A 17393-nucleotide genomic window follows, 5' to 3' on the forward strand; every position below is an offset into this window, starting at 1 on the left:
GCCCCGTAACAATATATGTTAGATATGCTAACAATATATGTTACGGGGCATTACTTATAATGATATGTTGTGCGGTTCCTGTTTATTTTTTACTGGAGAAATATTTCATGAACTGAGTACGTTCGAAGGTATTTACTCCATTCAAGTCGCTAACATTCAGCATTCCCTTGAATTGAGGAATGTTTTCCATGCCTTTGCGATCCATCCATAAGTTCAGGAAGTGGATATATTCTCCTACAAGGGCATAACTGTTCTGATAGAATGCGCTACAAATCTCTACAGCTGAAGCTCCTGCCAAAATTGCTTTTACAATGCCTTCGGGGGAGTGAATGCCGCCTGATGCTGCATAGTCCAGCTTATTCACAGCTGCGGAAGCGATACCGATCCAGCGTAAGGCTTTAGCCAGGTCAGCTCCTGTGCTGAATACATTTCCTGAGATTTGCTTCATCTTTTCGATATCAATATCCGGTTGATAGAAGCGGTTGAACAATACCACAGCAGCTGCTCCGTTGGCATATAACTGATCTATCAGAGCTATCGGATTAGTCAGGTTATCACCCAGTTTCATGATGATAGGAATACGTACCGTTTTTTTGATGTGGCTGAGAATATCAATATGCCGTTGTTCGAATGAACCGTAATTGTACTGCATATCTGTCTGGAGAGCCAGGATATTAATTTCTATAGCATCAGCTCCTGCCGCTTCCATTTGTTGCGCAAATCCTACCCATTCAGCATCCTGATAGCAGTTTATGCTGGCAATAACAGGAATGGGGCATACTTTTTTAGTATCCTTAATCAGTTCCAGATACTCTGACAGTTTATGTTGGCGGACGTATTCTACCAAGTAATCACTGCCTTCAGGATACATATTCGGATCTCCCAGCCAGTCAGCTTCCAACATGATCTGCTCTTCAAAAAGAGATTTCAGAACAATGGCACCGACACCGGCTTCATAGAATTTCTGATTTTTTTCAGCACTATCAGTTAAACCTGAGCTGCTGACGATAATCGGGTTTCTTAATTCTAACCCGGCAAAAGTAGTTTTTAATGTTGCCATGGTAATAATGTTTAATGAATAATGATTAATACGTTCTGTCTCCAAAGATTTTGCTTCCTACGCGTATCAGGGTACTTCCAGCAGCAATAGCTTGGTGATAATCGTGGGACATTCCCATGGACAACTCCCGAAAAGCCTCCGTGTCGGCAAACCATGAGTCTTTCACTTCTTTGAAGAAGCTACTTAATGAACAAAATTCCTTCTCTATTTGTTCATTGTCGTCTGTATTTGTTGCCATACCCATCAGACCGCATAATTGTATGTTACTGAGAGTTTTCCATTCACCGACCGCTAACATTTCCCGGCACTCGTCAAAACTAAAACCAAATTTGGTTTCTTCTTCTGCTATGTGCAGTTGCAACAGGCAATTGACTACTTTTCCGGCTTTTGCAGCTTGCTTATTGACTTCTACAAGGAGTTTGTATGAGTCAATTCCGTGGATCAGAGCCACGTAGGGCACGATAAACTTGATTTTATTGGTTTGCAGATGCCCGATAAAGTGCCATTCAATGTCTTTGGGAAGACTTTCGTACTTGGCAGTCATTTCCTGTACTTTGCTTTCTCCGAATATTCGTTGCCCGGCGCGATAGGCTTCTTCTATCGCTTCATTGGGGTGAAATTTGGAGACAGCTACCAGTCGCACCCCATCAGGCAGTTCGCTTAGCACTTGTTGAAGATTCTCTGCAATATTCATGATTAGAAAATTGAAATATGAAATTCAAAAGTTGAAGATCAAAGCGTTCTGTGTTTACGCTAATCACTTCAACTTTCAAAAGATTAAACTTCCGGTTTGTCATTGGGTTCCGCGCTATACGGATATACATCCATAAGGGGTGTTTCAGATACTAAAGCAATCTGGTAATCCGCCATCGTACCCTTCATGCCTTCATCCAGTTTCTTAACAGCATCGCGCAGGTCGGCAGCTTGTACCAACACCTGAGTGGATGTTTTCTTTTCAGCTCCACTCTTTTCGTCCAAAGTAATAAAGATCAGTTTGCACTTGAACCAACGGTCAGCGGCCTCTTCTTCGCTGGGGAATAATTCACTATAGTTGGCACGTTTGATGTCTGATACTGTAAATTCGCCTGAAATAAACGGCGTCATTTCTTCAATGATGCGTGCTTCTGCTTCCGTAAAGCTGAGTGCGTCCACCAAATAAGGTTCTGTAACTTTCTTGTTCATACCGTTTTCCATCACTTTTTCGTAACGGATTTTGCACTCAAACCATGTATGCATTGCCATAATTCCTTTGTTTTTTTAATTATGAATTTATATTCTTGTTATAAAACTGACTACAAAGATAATGCAATTTGAGTGCATAACTTTCATGCTCGCATGAAAAAGTTATGCTGAGATTTTTTATTGTTTCTTTTTATGACTGGTGCTTCATCCTTGAAAATGTACTTCTACATAATTTGTCTCATAGTATCAGAAATATGTGTTGTCAAATAAAAGAGCCTAAATAGAGGCAATCGCCTGTATATCATTGATTGGAGGTAGTGTGATTTCTCGCTGTTATTGCTGTTCTTTGGCGCGTTAAACCTATAAAAACAACAAAATTATGGTAGTAGCTTATTTAAGAGTAAGTACAGAAAAACAATTTCTGGCTAATCAGCGTGAAGAACTTCTGCGTTTTGCAGAGAAGAATGGATTGCAGATTGACAAGTGGTACACCGAAACGGTGAGTGGCAGTGTGAGAAGCAAAGACCGGAAGTTATCGGGGGTGTTGAACCGAATGCAAAGAGGTGACTCGCTGATTGTGACGGAAATTTCAAGATTAAGTCGTACAATGTTGGAAATCATGACAATTCTTAATTCTTGTATCAAGAAAGAAATTGTTCTGTACAGCACAAAAGAGGGGTATGTATTTCAAAATGACATGAACAGCAAGGTATTGGGGTTCGCATTCGGATTAATGGCAGAGATAGAACGTAATTTGATTTCCATGCGAACAAAAGAAGCATTGGCAAGGCGCAGGCAAGAGGGGGTAAAACTGGGACGAAAGAAGGGAACTTGTCCTGCTATGAGGATACTTCGTGAGAACAAAAGGCGTTTGATAAGAGATGCTCAACGAGGTGTTTCCTGTTCGGAGCTGGCTCGCCAGATGGGAGTATCCCGAACTACTATGCATCGTTTCCTGAAGTGTAACTAATGAGAAAACGAGTTGACAAGTTTCTGTTTCCAGGCACTTTAGTCAACTCGTTTCTCCGGGCAGTGGAATTCTTGACTATCCTACGGGAATTTCTTTATCTTCGTTTTTCTCTTTCATGCTTTTTCCACGTTTATGCAAACTCTTCAGTTCAAATGACAACATGATGCGGAAGAATCCGATAATCAGGAATGCGAATGAAATCATGTAAACTGCATAGAGAGCGCCTATTGCCGGTTGCCATAAGATGATGAGCGAACAAATTACGGCTAATATGCCGAAAGCAATATACCAGCCCCAGTCTCTTGTTCCATATCTTTTCAGATCCATGGCATAGCCGACAGATGAGAAGCCTCGGAACATCAGCCAGAATGCAATAATGAAAGGAATAACTTCCATACTTAGTAATGGATAAGCTATCAGGTAGAAACCGAATATCATGTCGATGATACCTCCGGCCAGATACCAGCCCCAACTGGATACATTTTTCCGGTTGCTTACAGCAAAAGAAATCTCCAGCAAACCGCTGAATAACATGGATATACTGAACAGGATACTCAAAACAGCGTAGCCGTTCAACGGTGCAAACATCAGGCTGACAGCAACTACTACGTAGAGTATGCCAAGCAAGAGAGAGAGCCACCAGTTTTTTACTTCGCATTGAAGTTCGTCAAATAAAGTTTTCATACAAATCGAATTTTAAATGGTTATTGTAATCATGTTTGTGAGAGTAACAATTTACAGTTGGAAAAGTTTTGAGCGAACTTTTCTAACAGTTCTTTTGTTATATAAGCATATAAAAAAAGAAAACTATGGCTACAACAAAATTTAAGGGACAACCGGTTAAGATTATCGGTGAGTTTATAAAAACAGGAACAGTTGCTCCTGATTTCGAGTTAGTAAAGACTGATCTTTCTTCTTTTTCTTTGAAAGATATGAAAGGAAAGAATGTGATATTGAATATCTTCCCGAGTTTGGACACTAGTGTTTGTGCAACATCTGTGCGCAAGTTCAATAAGTTGGCAGCAAGTCTGCCTGACACCGTGGTATTGGCGATTTCCAAAGACTTGCCTTTTGCTCACGCTCGTTTCTGTACGACGGAAGGTATTGAAAATGTAATTCCTTTGTCTGATTTCCGTTTTTCAGATTTTGATGAAAGCTATGGTGTGCGTATGGCAGACGGTCCATTGGGCGGTTTGTTGGCACGTGCAGTGGTTATCATTGGTAAAGATGGAAAAGTGATGTATACCGAACTGGTACCCGAAATCACTCAAGAACCGGATTATGACAAAGCAATAGAGGCTGTGAAGAAATAGTAATCTCAGATTTTTAAATAGCAATAAGAATAATAAGGTGCACAAGGGTCGTGAGGCTATTGTGCACCATTTGTTTTTTATATAGTGAGTTGGTGTATGGATTGATTGTGGATTATCTTTTGTGTATTTTATTTGCTTTATGGTGAGTAACTGACTTTTTTTGTTTTACTTTGTACCATGAAATCAAGTATTAATAGATAACAAAGAAAAATGGAACGAGGTTTAAAAGACTACGCCTTACTCATGCTGAAAGGTGTGGGAATGGGAGCAGCCGATGTGGTTCCCGGAGTATCGGGAGGAACAATTGCTTTTATTGTGGGAATTTATGATGAACTGATAGATTCGATAAAAAGCATCAACGGAAAAAGTTTAAAGTTGTTTTTTACAGGAAAATGGGGAGCGTTCTGGAAAGCCATTAATGGCAATTTTTTAATTTCCATTGTAGCTGGAATCGCTGTCAGTGTATTTTCACTGGCTAAGATTATTACATGGTTGCTTACGGATCATCCGGTAATGGTTTGGGCTTTCTTTTTCGGACTGGTGCTGGCTTCCACCTGGTTTGTGGGGAAAGATATAAAGGAGTGGAATAAGAAAACAATTCCGGCTTTTATCATAGGAGTGGCAGTTGCTTATTATATTACGGTGGCAACTCCTGCTGAAACGCCATCCAATCTGTTTTTCATTTTCCTTTGCGGTGCGATTGCTATTTGTGCGATGATCTTGCCGGGTATATCGGGCAGTTTTATTTTGGTACTGTTAGGCAAATACTTTTATATAATGGAAGCGGTCAAGACACTTGATATAGCGACTTTATTAGTATTCTTGGCAGGCGCCTGTATAGGTATAACTACTTTTTCACGAGTTCTTTCCTATGCGTTAAAGAATTTTCGTAATATAACGTTGGCGGTATTGACCGGCTTTATGCTGGGGTCTCTTAATAAAGTATGGCCATGGAAAGAAACGATTGAAACGTTCACAGACAGTCATGGAGTAGTGAAGCCACTGGTTGAAGCGAATATCCTTCCTAATCAATATATTGTTGAAGCTGTAGTATTGATGATTGTTGGTTTCTTCCTGGTATATTTTTTGGAGAAGCTTTCTACACGTAGTGCTAAATAAGGATACCCCCTACAATATAAAAAAAATAGAGAGTAAAGCAATCAGCTTTACTCTCTGTTTTTTTATTGCAATGCTTTTATGATATTTTGCATATAAACAGCCAGATCTTCCCGGTCTTCATTTTCCATCATAGCCTGCATCTTCTCCAGTTCTTTCAGATCAAAGGGGCGGGTGCACTTCTGATTGTACTTTATGAAGTTTTCCTTATCATGCAGTGTCATGTAGAGAACGGTCAACTTTTCATTGATACCTTCAAATTCCGGTTCTAACTCACAAACACGTTCAAAAGCTATTTTCGCATAATCCAGATACCCGATTTCCATGCTGTGCATACCTATTTCATTCCAGGTATCAGCGCTAGGAGCACAATTCAAGGCCTTTGCCCATTGCTTTATTCCCTTTTCGTAGTCACCTTCTTCGACGTACATGCGGCCTTCAATCAGGTAGGCTTCAGGATCTTTCGGTTCCAGCTTTTGGGCTTTTTTGCAATACTGGTGCGCTTTGCGTTTCTTTTTCATTTTGGAAAGGCAAAGTCCTGCATTGGCATATAGGCTGGGTAGAGTAGGTGCGGGAGTTTCTTCCGCTTCGTTAGCCTGGATTGCTTTTTCCAGATTTTCGTATCCTTCTTCCCATTCGCCTTTGGATACCTTGCATAAGCCGATGTAGGTATAGACAAACTCAGGAGCCAACCCATGCATCCGCTCAGCTTTCTGATAACATTCCAACGCTGCATCCTCATTGCCCAACTGGTAAAAACAATGCCCTTTCATTACATAGGCGTCTGTAAATTCGTCATCACCTACCAATGCATAGTCGCAGGCATCAATTGCCTGGTCGAAGTTCAGATCTTCAAAATGGCATCTTGCCAGTCCGAACCAATAGGGAGCCGAATATGGATTCTGATCTATCAGCTGGTTATATAGAGGAATTGCTTCTTTTATCATACCTTTCCCATAGTAACAGTCTGCAACTACGGCAATGTAAGCTTCTTCATCGGCATATTCTTCCTTTACCGGGTTGAGCCATGCCAGAGCCTTGTCCGGATAGCCCATATCGAGGTACATATAAGATACATCGATTACATTTGCCAGGTCCTCTTTATCTTCAATCGTATCGAGTAGCTGTTCGGCATCATCCAGCTTACCTTCACTCAACAGCAAGTGGGCGCGTACCACCTTGGCTTCCGGCGAATAGGTATCGGGAAGGTTTTCGATGATTTCACGTGCCTTTGCTCTTTTTCCGCTATCCAGATGCAGGTAAGCATATTCTATCATTAATGCCGTACTGTCGGGATGTAGCTTCAGGCCATATTCTGCAATTTCTAAAGCTTTATCATAATTCTTTCTGGTGCCATACCAGTCGGCAAGGTCAGCCAAATCGTCTGCGTCCAGATAAAATGGTTGTTTCGCGGACATTGCCGATTCATATTGTTCGGCAAGTTCCTGAAGTTCTTTATCTCTGCCGGACAGCAGGTTTTTATTGCTCATTAATAGTTTACTCCTATAATCCTTACTTTATTTGTTAATCTTGCCCCAGGTATCTTTCAACCCTACAGTACGGTTGAATACCATCTTCTCCGGTGTGGAGTCCGGATCTACATTAAAATAACCGATGCGCTGGAACTGCAAGTAAGTTAGCGGTTTCATGCCTGCGGCATATTTCTCAATGTAGCAATGGGGCAGTATATGCAATGAATCCGGGTTGATGATTTCTTTCATCGCTTCCAGGGCATCGCAGTTTTTAGCTTCACGAATAGCGGCAAGCTCGTCGCGTGGGTTCTCCACTTTCCACAGGCGGTCGTAGAGGCGTACTTCGGCTTCGAGACAATGGTCGCAGCTAACCCAATGCAGGGTACCTTTCACCTTACGGTTTGCTTCGGGCATGCCGCTCTTGGTGTTCGGGTCGTATTCGCAATATACTTCGACTATTTCTCCGGCTTCATTTTTCTTGCAACCGGTACATTTCACGATATAAGCACTTTTCAGGCGCACTTCTTGTTCCGGAGTCATGCGGAAATATTTCTTAGGAGCATCCTCCATGAAGTCTTCACGTTCCATCCACAGTTCACGGCTGAATTCGATGAAGTGACTGCCTTCTTCCGGTTTTTCAGGATTATTGATAGCTTCCAGTTCTTCCACTTGTCCTTCGGGGTAGTTGGTAATTACCAGCTTCACCGGATTCACAACGGCAGATACGCGGATTGCCCGGGTATTCAGGTCTTCGCGCAGGGCACTTTCCAGCAAGGCAAATTCATTGAGCGCATCATAAGTGGTATATCCGATTTTATCGATGAACTTGTGGATAGCTTCAGGAGAATATCCGCGACGGCGGAAACCACAGATGGTCGGCATACGGGGATCATCCCATCCGTTCACCAGTTTCTCTTTTACCAGAGTCAACAGATTACGTTTGCTCATCAGCGTATAGCTGAGGTTCAGTTTATTGAACTCATACTGGTGAGGACGGTTATCATTCAAATCCTGTCCTTCTTTCACCCAGTCTACAAAAAGATCGTAGAGCGGCCGGTGAGGAACGAATTCCAACGTACAGAGAGAATGGGTTACGCCTTCGAAGTAGTCGCTTTGTCCATGTGCGAAGTCATACATCGGATAAGCTTTCCAAGTGGTGCCCGTGCGATGGTGTGGATGGTTCACTACACGATAAATGATAGGATCGCGGAAGTGCATGTTCGGATTCGCCATGTCAATTTTGGCACGGAGCACCATAGCGCCTTCTGCTATTTCACCTGTATTCATCTTCTTGAACAAGGAGAGACTTTCTTCTATCGGGCGGTTGCGGTAGGGACTTTCCACACCTGGTTGGGTAGGAGTACCTTTCTGCTGTGCGATTTGCTCGGAAGTCTGCTCGTCAATATATGCTTTACCTTCTTCAATGAGGCGGATGGCAAAGTCCCACAATTGCTGGAAGTAATCGGACGCATAGTATTCATTACCCCATTGGTAACCCAGCCATTGAATATCTTCCTTGATGGCTTCTACATATTCCACATCTTCCTTGGTAGGATTGGTATCATCGAAACGCAGATTGCAGATGCCATTGTGGTCGGCTGCAATACCAAAATCAAGGCAAATAGCCTTGGCGTGACCGATGTGGAGGTATCCGTTGGGTTCGGGCGGGAAACGCGTTTGCACCTTGCCACCGTTTTTACCCTCTTTTAAATCTTTCTCAACAATTTGTTCAATGAAGTTGAGGCTCTTTTTTTCGCCTACTTCTTCGCTCTTAATATCTGCCATAATGCTGTCTGTTTTCGTATTCCGTGCAAAGATAGGAGAAAAAAATGAAGAATGAAGAATGAAGAATGAAGAATTCACCTTGCGGCATACTTACATAGCGCGGTTAAATTCTTCATGCTTCGTTCTTCATTCTTCATTTACCGGAATATATCCACTCTTTTTAATGATTTCCTGACCGGCAGGTGACAGGATGAAACTGATGAGTGGGTTTACTTGTCCGGCGTTTTCCGTATTATAGTAATAATATAGAGGTCGTACGATGGGGTAACTCTTGTCTGTGGCACTTTCCATGGTGGGCGGTGCAAAGTGTTTGCCGTCATAAGATACGGAAAGTGACTTGACGCGAGGGGAGAGATAAGCCAGTCCTACATACCCTATCGCTCCCTTCGTCTGACTGACGGATTGGATAATGGCTCCGGTGGCGGGCATGGAAAGGCTACTGCTCATATAATTTTTATTTTTGAGAACGCTTTCCTTGAAAAACTCATAGGTGCCCGAAGATGTTTCACGGGAATATACTACGATTTTGCGATCGTCTCCACCCACTTGTTTCCAGTTTGTTATTTTTCCCCGGAAGATATCTTCCAGTTGTTGGCGTGTCAGTTGTTTCACCGGGTTAGAAGGGTGTACCACGACGGCAAGGGCATCGTAGGCAACGATTACTTCTTCTACTTCCTTGCCTGCGGACTTTACTTTCATTTTCTCACTGAACTTGATGGGGCGGGATGCCATGGCAATATCCGTCGTTCCGTCCATTAAAGCGGAAATGCCCACGCCGGTGCCGCCACCCGTGACGGTAACCCGGGCATCGGGATTGAGCGCCATAAACCTTTCAGCGGTCTGTTGTGCTACGGGGAGTACGGTGTCGCTGCCTTTAATACGCTGTGCTTGCATGCTGCTTGCAGCTAATGTCAGGAGTAGGATCATACTTATTTTTTTCATAACAGGTATTGTTTATAATTACTTTATGTAGTAAACTAACGATAGTATAACAACCTTCATACTACTCTTTTTGTTTATTGTCTGCAAATAAAGCAATCGTGTATTACGATGCTATTACAAAGCTTGTGTTTTTGCGGGTTGTAACGCTTTTGTAACAGGTTTGAAACATTTCTTTCAAACGTTAGTCACACTCTCTTAACATCAGCCCCATTTCTTTGCATGCAGAATATCAACAGGTATTTATGAAGAAACTTTTTGAAAAAATAGTAGAAGGTATATTGGCTTGCAGTGGTTTCGTAACAAGTATTACCATTGTGCTTATCATCCTGTTTCTCTTTTCCGAGGCGTTGGGATTGTTCAACAGCCGGGTGATTGAAGAGGGATATGTATTGGCATTGAATAAAGATAATAAGGTTGCTGAGCTGACACCGGCTCAGATAAAAGATGTCTTCGACGAGGAAATAACAAATTGGAATGAGGTCGGAGGGCAGGATATGCCTATCCGCTTTTCCGTTTGGAGGATATCACCCAGTATTATACTGAAGAAGAACTGGGCCCTTCTTATGAACATGCCGGAGCAAGAATTACCGAGTTGGTGGAGCGTACACCGGGCATCATTGCTTTTGTGCCGCAACAGTTTATTGTACGTCAGGATTCCGTCCACTTGTTGCGCGATAATACGATTTCAGTGAAAGACGTTTTTGCCGGTGCCGAATGGTTTCCTACGGCTACCCCTGCCGCGCAATTTGGCTTTTTGCCGCTGATAACGGGTACATTATGGGTGAGTCTTTTTGCCATTCTGATTGCTCTTCCGTTCGGACTTTCGGTAGCTATCTATATGTCCGAAGTGGCAAATCCTAAGGTGCGTAATCTGTTGAAGCCGATAATTGAGTTACTGAGTGGTATTCCGTCAGTGGTTTATGGCTTCTTCGGATTGATAGTGATTGTGCCGCTCATACAGAAAGTGTTCGACTTGCCGGTTGGCGAAAGCGGTCTGGCGGGAAGTATCGTATTGGCAATAATGGCATTGCCCACGATTATCACTGTGACAGAAGATGCCATGCGCAACTGTCCCCGTGCCATGCGTGAAGCCAGTCTGGCATTGGGAGCTTCGCAATGGCAAACTATATATAAGGTGGTGATACCCTATTCTGTATCGGGCATCACTTCCGGAGTAGTGCTGGGCATCGGACGCGCCATCGGAGAAACGATGGCGGTATTGATGGTGACAGGCAATGCGGCCGTTATACCGCATACCATTCTGGAGCCTTTGCGCACCATTCCCGCTACGATTGCAGCGGAACTGGGAGAAGCACCTGCCGGAGGAGCTCATTATGAAGCTTTATTCCTTCTGGGAGTAGTATTGTTCTTTATCAGTTTGCTGATCAACTTCACGGTGGAAGCTGTATCGGCCCGGAAAAGATAGTGTTTTACAGAGAAAAGTAAAATGAGTATGATAGATAAGAAACATCTTTCGCAACGCATTGCATTCGGTACATTCCGTTTGCTGAGCCTGACGGTGGTAGGGATACTCTTTGCCATTCTCGGCTTTATTATATATAAAGGTATAGGAGTTATCAGTTGGGAGTTTCTGACTACCGCGCCGAAGGACGGCATGACGGCAGGTGGCATTTGGCCTGCCATTGTCGGAACATTCTATCTGATGATAGGCAGTGCCCTGTTTGCCTTTCCGGTGGGAGTAATGAGTGGTATTTATATGAATGAATACGCTCCGAAGGGCTGGATCGTCCGTTTTATCCGCATGATGACGAATAATCTGAGCGGGATACCTTCCATTGTCTTTGGTCTTTTCGGTATGGCCCTGTTCGTTAACTATATGGGGTTTGGCGATAGTATCCTTGCCGGCTCTCTTACATTGGGGTTGCTCTGCGTGCCTTTGGTGATTCGTACTACCGAAGAAGCGCTGAAAGCTATTCCCGATACCCTGCGTGAAGGAAGCCGGGCTTTGGGAGCTACCAAATTGCAAACCATCTGGCATGTGATTCTGCCAATGGCCATGCCGAATGTGATAACAGGGCTTATTCTTGCTTTGGGACGTGTTTCCGGTGAGACCGCACCCATCCTGTTTACTTGTGCCGCTTATTTTCTTCCTCAGTTACCCACAAGTATCCTCGATCAGTGCATGGCATTGCCTTATCATCTATATGTTATTTCTACTAGTGGTACGGATATGGAATCCCAGCTTCCGCTGGCTTATGGCACTGCTTTGGTTTTAATAATAATCATTCTCTTTGTCAATCTTCTGGCAAATGCCTTACGGAAGTATTTTGAGAAGAAAGTAAAGATGAACTAACGGGAATAATAAACAGTAAATGAAATGATGGGTAAAATAGAAGCAAATAATGTAAACTTCTGGTATGGCGACTTTCATGCTCTGAAAGGTATCAGTATGTCGATAGAAGAACGTTCGGTGGTAGCCTTTATCGGTCCTTCGGGATGCGGTAAGTCCACTTTTCTGCGGTTATTCAACCGTATGAACGATCTGATTCCCAATACCCGCCTGACAGGTGAAATCCATATTGACGGAAAGGATATCTACGGAAAAGATATCCAGGTGGATGAGCTCCGTAAGAAAGTAGGTATGGTGTTCCAGCGTCCCAATCCTTTTCCAAAAAGTATTTTCGAGAATGTGGCCTATGGTCTTCGGGTGAACGGGGTGACGGACAATAGTTTTATCCGTCAGCGTGTGGAAGAGTCCTTGAGGGGTGCCGCCTTGTGGGAAGAAGTAAAGGATAAGCTGAAGGTTTCCGCTTATGCACTTTCCGGCGGACAACAGCAACGCCTCTGTATAGCCCGCGCCATGGCTGTGTCTCCCTCCGTATTGCTGATGGACGAGCCGGCTTCTGCGCTCGATCCTATTTCTACGGCTAAAGTAGAGGAGCTTATTCACGAGTTGAAGGAACAGTATACAATTGTTATCGTTACACACAATATGCAGCAGGCTGCACGCGTTAGTGATAAAACAGCATTCTTCTATTTGGGGCAAATGGTGGAATTTGACGATACTAAGAAGATATTTACGAACCCCGAGAAAGTGGAGACTCAGAACTATATTACGGGACGTTTTGGGTAAGCATTTGTTTCATTGCTTTCCTCTAATTAATCATACAAGTAATCTTAAAATAGAAATTTATGGTAAAGTTTATCGAATCGGAACTCGTCTTACTTAAAAAGGAAATAGACGAAATGTGGACCTTAGTGTATAACCAGCTCGACCGGGCAGGGGAGGCAGTCCTGACCTTCGACCGCGAACTGGCGCAGCAAGTGTTGGTGCGCGAACGTCGCGTGAATGCCTTGGAATTGAAAATAGACAGTGACGTAGAAGATATTATCGCCCTGTATAATCCCGTAGCCATTGATCTGCGTTTTGTGCTTGCCATGTTGAAGATCAATACAAACCTGGAACGGTTGGGGGACTTTGCCGAAGGTATAGCCCGTTTCGTGCTGAACTGTAAAGAGCCTGTCCTCGATCCGGACCTTTTGAAGCAATTACGTCTGGAAGAAATGCAGGCGCAAGTGCTTGCCATGCTGGAACTTGCCAAAAAGGCTCTTCAGGAAGAGAGTCAGGATCTGGCAACTTCAGTCTTTGCTAAAGACAATTTGCTGGATGAAATAAACGCTGAAGCCACTACCATTCTGGCAGGTTATATTGCTAAACATCCGGACAGTGTTCTTCCTTGCCTGAACCTGGTAAGTGTCTTCCGCAAGTTGGAGCGTTCCGGCGACCATATTACCAACATTGCCGAAGAAATAGTCTTCTTTATCGATGCGAAAGTGTTAAAACATAGCGGAAAAACGGACGAACATTATCCTTTAAGCAAGAAATGAGTTCTTTTTTAGGTAAAATTTAGCGTTTGTTAGAAAAATGCTATATATTTGTCCATTGAAAACGATTGCGGATGTAGAAAGGCTGCATAATTGGTAATAAAACCAAAGAAATTTCAAAAAGATGTTATAAGACATGTTTTTTAATTTGGTAAGTAACCTGAAAAGCCGCTATATTTGCAGCGTTATCCTGAAAACAATCTTTTTACCTTAAAAAAAAACTAATACCTATTGAAAACTGAAAAATGGGGCTTTGTGAAAAGCTCCATTTTTTTGTACTTATATTTCCCTTATTTCGTATCTTTGAAGAAGATAAGCTGCATCCCGGCAGAACTTTTTCATGTAAGCATGTAAATTCTGCGATCAATTTGCATTATCTTTGTGTTCTCCAAATAAGGAATTATAAATCATTAAATCGTAAACTGAATTATGTTTTCCGGAATAGTAGAAGAATGTGCCACTCTTGTGGCATTGGTAAAAGAACAAGAGAACGTACACTTCACGTTCAAGTGCTCATTTGTAAATGAATTGAAGATAGACCAGAGTGTATCTCATAACGGTGTATGCCTCACGGTAGTCAGCATGACAGAGGATACCTATACGGTTACAGCCATGAAGGAAACATTGGAGCGCTCCAACCTCGGGCTGTTGAACGTAGGAGACAAGGTGAATGTAGAGCGCAGTATGATGATGAACGGTCGCCTCGACGGACATATTGTGCAGGGGCATGTAGATCAGACTGCCACCTGTATCAGTGTAGAAGATGCCGAAGGAAGTTATTACTTCACTTTCCGGTATGCTTTCGATAAGGAGATGGCAAAGCGGGGATACATTACAGTGGATAAAGGCTCTGTAACGGTGAATGGTGTCAGCCTGACGGTGTGTAATCCAACGGACGATACTTTCCAGGTAGCTATCATTCCTTATACTTTCGAATATACCAATTTTCACGATATCAAAGTTGATAGCGTAGTGAACATTGAATTTGACATTATCGGCAAATATATCAGTCGGATGCTCCAGTTTAAATAATAGTTCACCACAGATTACGCAAATAGCGCAGAAATATTATCCTTTTATAATCAGTGTTTATCCGTGTAACCTGTGGTGCAATAAAAAACATATATCAAATGGACTTTTTACAATTAGTAGCCTCCCGTCAGAGTGACCGCGCTTATGATATGACGCGTCCTGTAGAGCCCGAGAAGCTGGAACGGATACTGGAAGCTGCCCGTCTGGCACCATCGGCTTGTAATGCGCAACCGTGGAAGTTTGTCGTAATCAATGATCCCGAACTTTCCGTTAAAGTAGGCAAAGCTACTGCCGGACTGGGGATGAATAAATTTGCTAAGGATGCTCCCGTTCATATTCTGGTTGTGGAAGAATCGATGAATGTCACTTCATTTCTGGGTGCAAAGATTAAGGATAAGTATTTCCCCTTGATAGATATAGGTATTGCCACGGCTCATATCACTTTAGCTGCCGAGAGTGAGGGATTAGGTTCTTGTATTCTTGGCTGGTTTGATGAGAAAGAGATTAAGAAGCTGACCGGTATTCCATCTTCTAAGCGCTTGCTATTGGTTATCACCATCGGCTACTCTGTAAAAGAGAAGAGAAAGAAGGCGAGGAAACCGAAGGAAAAGGTGGTTTCTTACAATAAATACTGATTCAGTGATAAAGGGTTAGTGATAAGTGATTAACAGACTGCGCTATGACACCGCATGGTACTAATCACTTATCACTAACCCTCTAAATTAAAGATTTTTCAGTAGCACATGGCTTGCACTTTTGTAATATTCTTCCCGTGCATTCATTAATACTTCCCATTGTTCGCTGAACTCCTTGTCCTTATCTATTTTGAAATCCTCCGAACCATGCGTGTCCAGTCTGTCTAACAGCAGAGCGACGTTCATTTTATTGATGTCCATGGAGGGTTGATAGCCGATATCTTCATTATTTTCGTCCACTACTTCATGCAATAGGTTTATCTCCTGTAACTCATATAAAGTCTGGTGTGTCAACCGGATCGGTATCTGACATTCTTCGGATATTTCTTCTGCTGTATATGGTTTTGCATTCTCCTCAAATCTTTTGGCAATGAGGGACATGATAAGGATAGCCACGAAATCCCGATACCTCCGGCTGATATTTTTGGTGTCTTTGTCAAAACTGAAGTTCCGTATGTTTTGTCCCGCATACGTCAGTTCTGCACCAAACAGGCAGATTGTCCACGATATTTGTAGCCATAGCAGGAATAGGGGAAGGGCGGCGAAACTACCATAAATAGCATTGTAACGCGATACCCACAACTGACCACTGATGTATAGAAACTGGAATGCCTGGTGTGCCGTTCCTGCAAGAACCCCCGCAATGAGCGCATGCTTGAACTTCACTTTAGTATTCGGCATATATATGTATAATCCTGTAAACATGAACCAGGTCAAAGCAAAAGGTATGAGGCGGATCAGGAATTTCAGGATAGGGGCAAGCAGTACAAAGTCTTCAATGTACTTCAGCGTTGTGCTCATGAAGATGGAGAGACCACCCGAAATTACAATCAAGATAGGCATCAGTAGGAACATGGAGAAATAGTCCGTAATTTTACGGTACATACTTCGTGCCTTTTTTATTTGCCAGATGCGGTTGAAGGTTATTTCAATATTGGTGATCAGGTTGATAACTGTCCATAGCAACATAATTAAACCTACTCCGATAAATATGCCGCTTTTAGTTTCAGAAAGATAAGAGTCTACGAATTGGAGGATGACTTCTGTGGTCTGGTTATGCCCTCCGAATCCCATTCGCACCTGATTCTCCATCAGATTGGAGAAGCCGAACCCACGTGCTATGGCAAATAATATGGCAAGTATAGGGACAATGGCAAGCAAAGTGCTATAAGTCAATGCAGAGGCATTGTTTACTAGTCTGTCCTTGGTGAAGCGGTTGATACATAAATAAATGGTTTTGATTATATTGTAGAGGGAAAAAGTCGTTTTGGTGACTTCATCCTCTGTAATACGCCAGATGTCGTATGTAAGAAATTTCCAAAGGGCAGTAATACGTTTATTCATAATAAATGAAGAATTAAGAATGAAAAATGAAGAATCAAAAATATAGAACGAGAAATTCTATAAAGTTGTTGCGCTATATAGAAATTCTTCACTCTTCATTTTTAGTTCTTCATTATTAAAAAAAGCAGTCAGTCTGTAAGCCGGGTTCTGTTCTCTGTTTTCAGGAAGAATTTTTCATTGTTCATTCATCATTCTTCATTCAGCAAAGTGTCTGTCATTTATCTGAGCCGCATGTCACCATACAGGCTTTAGCGGTCTACCCTCCGACATGGAGCGAGCAGCTCTCATAGCGTCGGTTTACATGACCTTACAACTCCCAAGACGCACAGCCCTTGTGTCACCACAAGACTGGTAGGCTCTTACCCTACCTTCTCACCCTTACCCATGCCCAAGGACACCGGCGGTTATTTTCTTCTACGTTACTCTACCCTCGCGGACAGCTTTCTGTTAGGAAGTAGGATGCTCTATGTTGCCCGGACTTTCCTCATACGCCGAAGCGCAAGCGACAGACCGACCAACTGCTTTTATCCGGCAAAGATACGATTTTTATGCCAGCGGACACAGAAACTTGTAGAGTTTTTGTGTAAAGGAGGGCTTTTTCCGTATCTTCTCCGTACGATCTCCGTACGATCTCCG

At 42.8% G+C, this 17393-nt stretch carries 16 protein-coding genes, 1 other RNA gene and 1 pseudogene; 9 read left to right on the forward strand and 9 right to left on the reverse strand.

Going from position 1 to position 17393, the window contains the following annotated elements; all coding sequences use genetic code 11:
• Positions 1–82: 82 nt before the first annotated feature.
• The 3 genes from VYM24_RS16350 to VYM24_RS16360 form a co-directional block, all read right to left on the reverse strand.
• A complete protein-coding gene (locus VYM24_RS16350; protein ID WP_291548403.1) occupies positions 83–1060 on the reverse strand; it encodes a dihydroorotate dehydrogenase-like protein in 978 nt (325 codons plus the stop codon).
• A gap of 25 nt (positions 1061–1085) precedes the next feature.
• Positions 1086–1754 (reverse strand): YggS family pyridoxal phosphate-dependent enzyme, encoded by a 669-nt coding sequence (locus VYM24_RS16355; protein WP_291548405.1) that lies wholly within the window; start codon positions 1752–1754, stop codon positions 1086–1088.
• Positions 1755–1837: 83 nt separating this feature from the next.
• Positions 1838–2302 carry a DUF4494 domain-containing protein gene (locus tag VYM24_RS16360; RefSeq protein WP_007216327.1) on the reverse strand — a complete coding sequence of 155 codons (465 nt, stop codon included), beginning with the start codon at positions 2300–2302 and terminating at the stop codon, positions 1838–1840.
• 319 nt (positions 2303–2621) lie between these two features.
• Here VYM24_RS16360 and VYM24_RS16365 point away from each other — a divergent pair, with 319 nt between their 5' ends.
• Entirely contained in the window at positions 2622–3212 is a 591-nt protein-coding gene (locus VYM24_RS16365; protein ID WP_291548407.1) for a master DNA invertase Mpi family serine-type recombinase, read from the forward strand.
• A 75-nt stretch (positions 3213–3287) separates the two neighbouring features.
• On the opposite strand, the gene VYM24_RS16370 is transcribed toward VYM24_RS16365, so the two are convergent.
• Complete coding sequence (locus VYM24_RS16370) at positions 3288–3896, reverse strand: HdeD family acid-resistance protein (RefSeq protein ID WP_227087559.1); 609 nt, start codon at positions 3894–3896, stop codon at positions 3288–3290.
• A 125-nt stretch (positions 3897–4021) separates the two neighbouring features.
• On the opposite strand from VYM24_RS16370, the gene tpx reads away from it, so the two are divergent.
• On the forward strand, positions 4022–4525 hold the full coding sequence (tpx, locus tag VYM24_RS16375; protein ID WP_007209717.1) for a thiol peroxidase: 504 nt from the start codon (positions 4022–4024) through the stop codon (positions 4523–4525).
• Between the two features lie 210 nt (positions 4526–4735).
• Positions 4736–5644, forward strand: coding sequence for a DUF368 domain-containing protein (locus tag VYM24_RS16380; RefSeq protein ID WP_291548412.1), 909 nt, complete (start codon positions 4736–4738; stop codon positions 5642–5644).
• Between the two features lie 62 nt (positions 5645–5706).
• On the opposite strand, the gene VYM24_RS16385 is transcribed toward VYM24_RS16380, so the two are convergent.
• The 3 genes from VYM24_RS16385 to VYM24_RS16395 all read right to left on the reverse strand — a co-directional run bounded on the left by VYM24_RS16385 (position 5707) and on the right by VYM24_RS16395 (position 9840).
• Entirely contained in the window at positions 5707–7131 is a 1425-nt protein-coding gene (locus tag VYM24_RS16385; protein ID WP_330940421.1) for a tetratricopeptide repeat protein, read from the reverse strand.
• 27 nt (positions 7132–7158) lie between these two features.
• A complete protein-coding gene (locus VYM24_RS16390) occupies positions 7159–8898 on the reverse strand; it encodes a glutamine--tRNA ligase/YqeY domain fusion protein (protein WP_330940422.1) in 1740 nt (579 codons plus the stop codon).
• 126 nt (positions 8899–9024) lie between these two features.
• The gene (locus VYM24_RS16395) at positions 9025–9840 is read right to left on the reverse strand and encodes a PstS family phosphate ABC transporter substrate-binding protein (protein ID WP_330940423.1); all 816 of its coding nucleotides are present in this window, start codon (positions 9838–9840) and stop codon (positions 9025–9027) included.
• A gap of 242 nt (positions 9841–10082) precedes the next feature.
• Between VYM24_RS16395 and pstC the strand changes: the two are divergent.
• The 6 genes and pseudogenes from pstC to VYM24_RS16425 all read left to right on the forward strand — a co-directional run bounded on the left by pstC (position 10083) and on the right by VYM24_RS16425 (position 15353).
• Positions 10083–11266, forward strand: a pseudogene (gene pstC, locus VYM24_RS16400) (phosphate ABC transporter permease subunit PstC).
• 27 nt (positions 11267–11293) lie between these two features.
• Complete coding sequence (pstA, locus tag VYM24_RS16405; RefSeq protein ID WP_425286607.1) at positions 11294–12154, forward strand: phosphate ABC transporter permease PstA; 861 nt, start codon at positions 11294–11296, stop codon at positions 12152–12154.
• 24 nt (positions 12155–12178) lie between these two features.
• Positions 12179–12934 carry a phosphate ABC transporter ATP-binding protein PstB gene (gene pstB, locus VYM24_RS16410; protein WP_291548421.1) on the forward strand — a complete coding sequence of 252 codons (756 nt, stop codon included), beginning with the start codon at positions 12179–12181 and terminating at the stop codon, positions 12932–12934.
• A gap of 59 nt (positions 12935–12993) precedes the next feature.
• A complete protein-coding gene (gene phoU / locus VYM24_RS16415; RefSeq protein WP_007209708.1) occupies positions 12994–13689 on the forward strand; it encodes a phosphate signaling complex protein PhoU in 696 nt (231 codons plus the stop codon).
• A 426-nt stretch (positions 13690–14115) separates the two neighbouring features.
• Positions 14116–14718, forward strand: a complete 603-nt coding sequence (locus VYM24_RS16420; RefSeq protein WP_007209706.1) for a riboflavin synthase — start codon at positions 14116–14118, stop codon at positions 14716–14718.
• A gap of 98 nt (positions 14719–14816) precedes the next feature.
• Entirely contained in the window at positions 14817–15353 is a 537-nt protein-coding gene (locus VYM24_RS16425) for a nitroreductase family protein (RefSeq protein WP_007209705.1), read from the forward strand.
• A gap of 87 nt (positions 15354–15440) precedes the next feature.
• On the opposite strand, the gene VYM24_RS16430 is transcribed toward VYM24_RS16425, so the two are convergent.
• The gene (locus VYM24_RS16430; RefSeq protein ID WP_291548422.1) at positions 15441–16757 is read right to left on the reverse strand and encodes a YihY/virulence factor BrkB family protein; all 1317 of its coding nucleotides are present in this window, start codon (positions 16755–16757) and stop codon (positions 15441–15443) included.
• A gap of 120 nt (positions 16758–16877) precedes the next feature.
• An RNA gene (rnpB, locus tag VYM24_RS16435) (RNase P RNA component class A) lies at positions 16878–17279 on the reverse strand.
• Positions 17280–17393: the final 114 nt, after the last annotated feature.

The sequence above is a fragment of the Bacteroides sp. MSB163 genome (genome assembly GCF_036416795.1).
In the GTDB taxonomy this organism is placed as follows: domain Bacteria; phylum Bacteroidota; class Bacteroidia; order Bacteroidales; family Bacteroidaceae; genus Bacteroides; species Bacteroides maternus.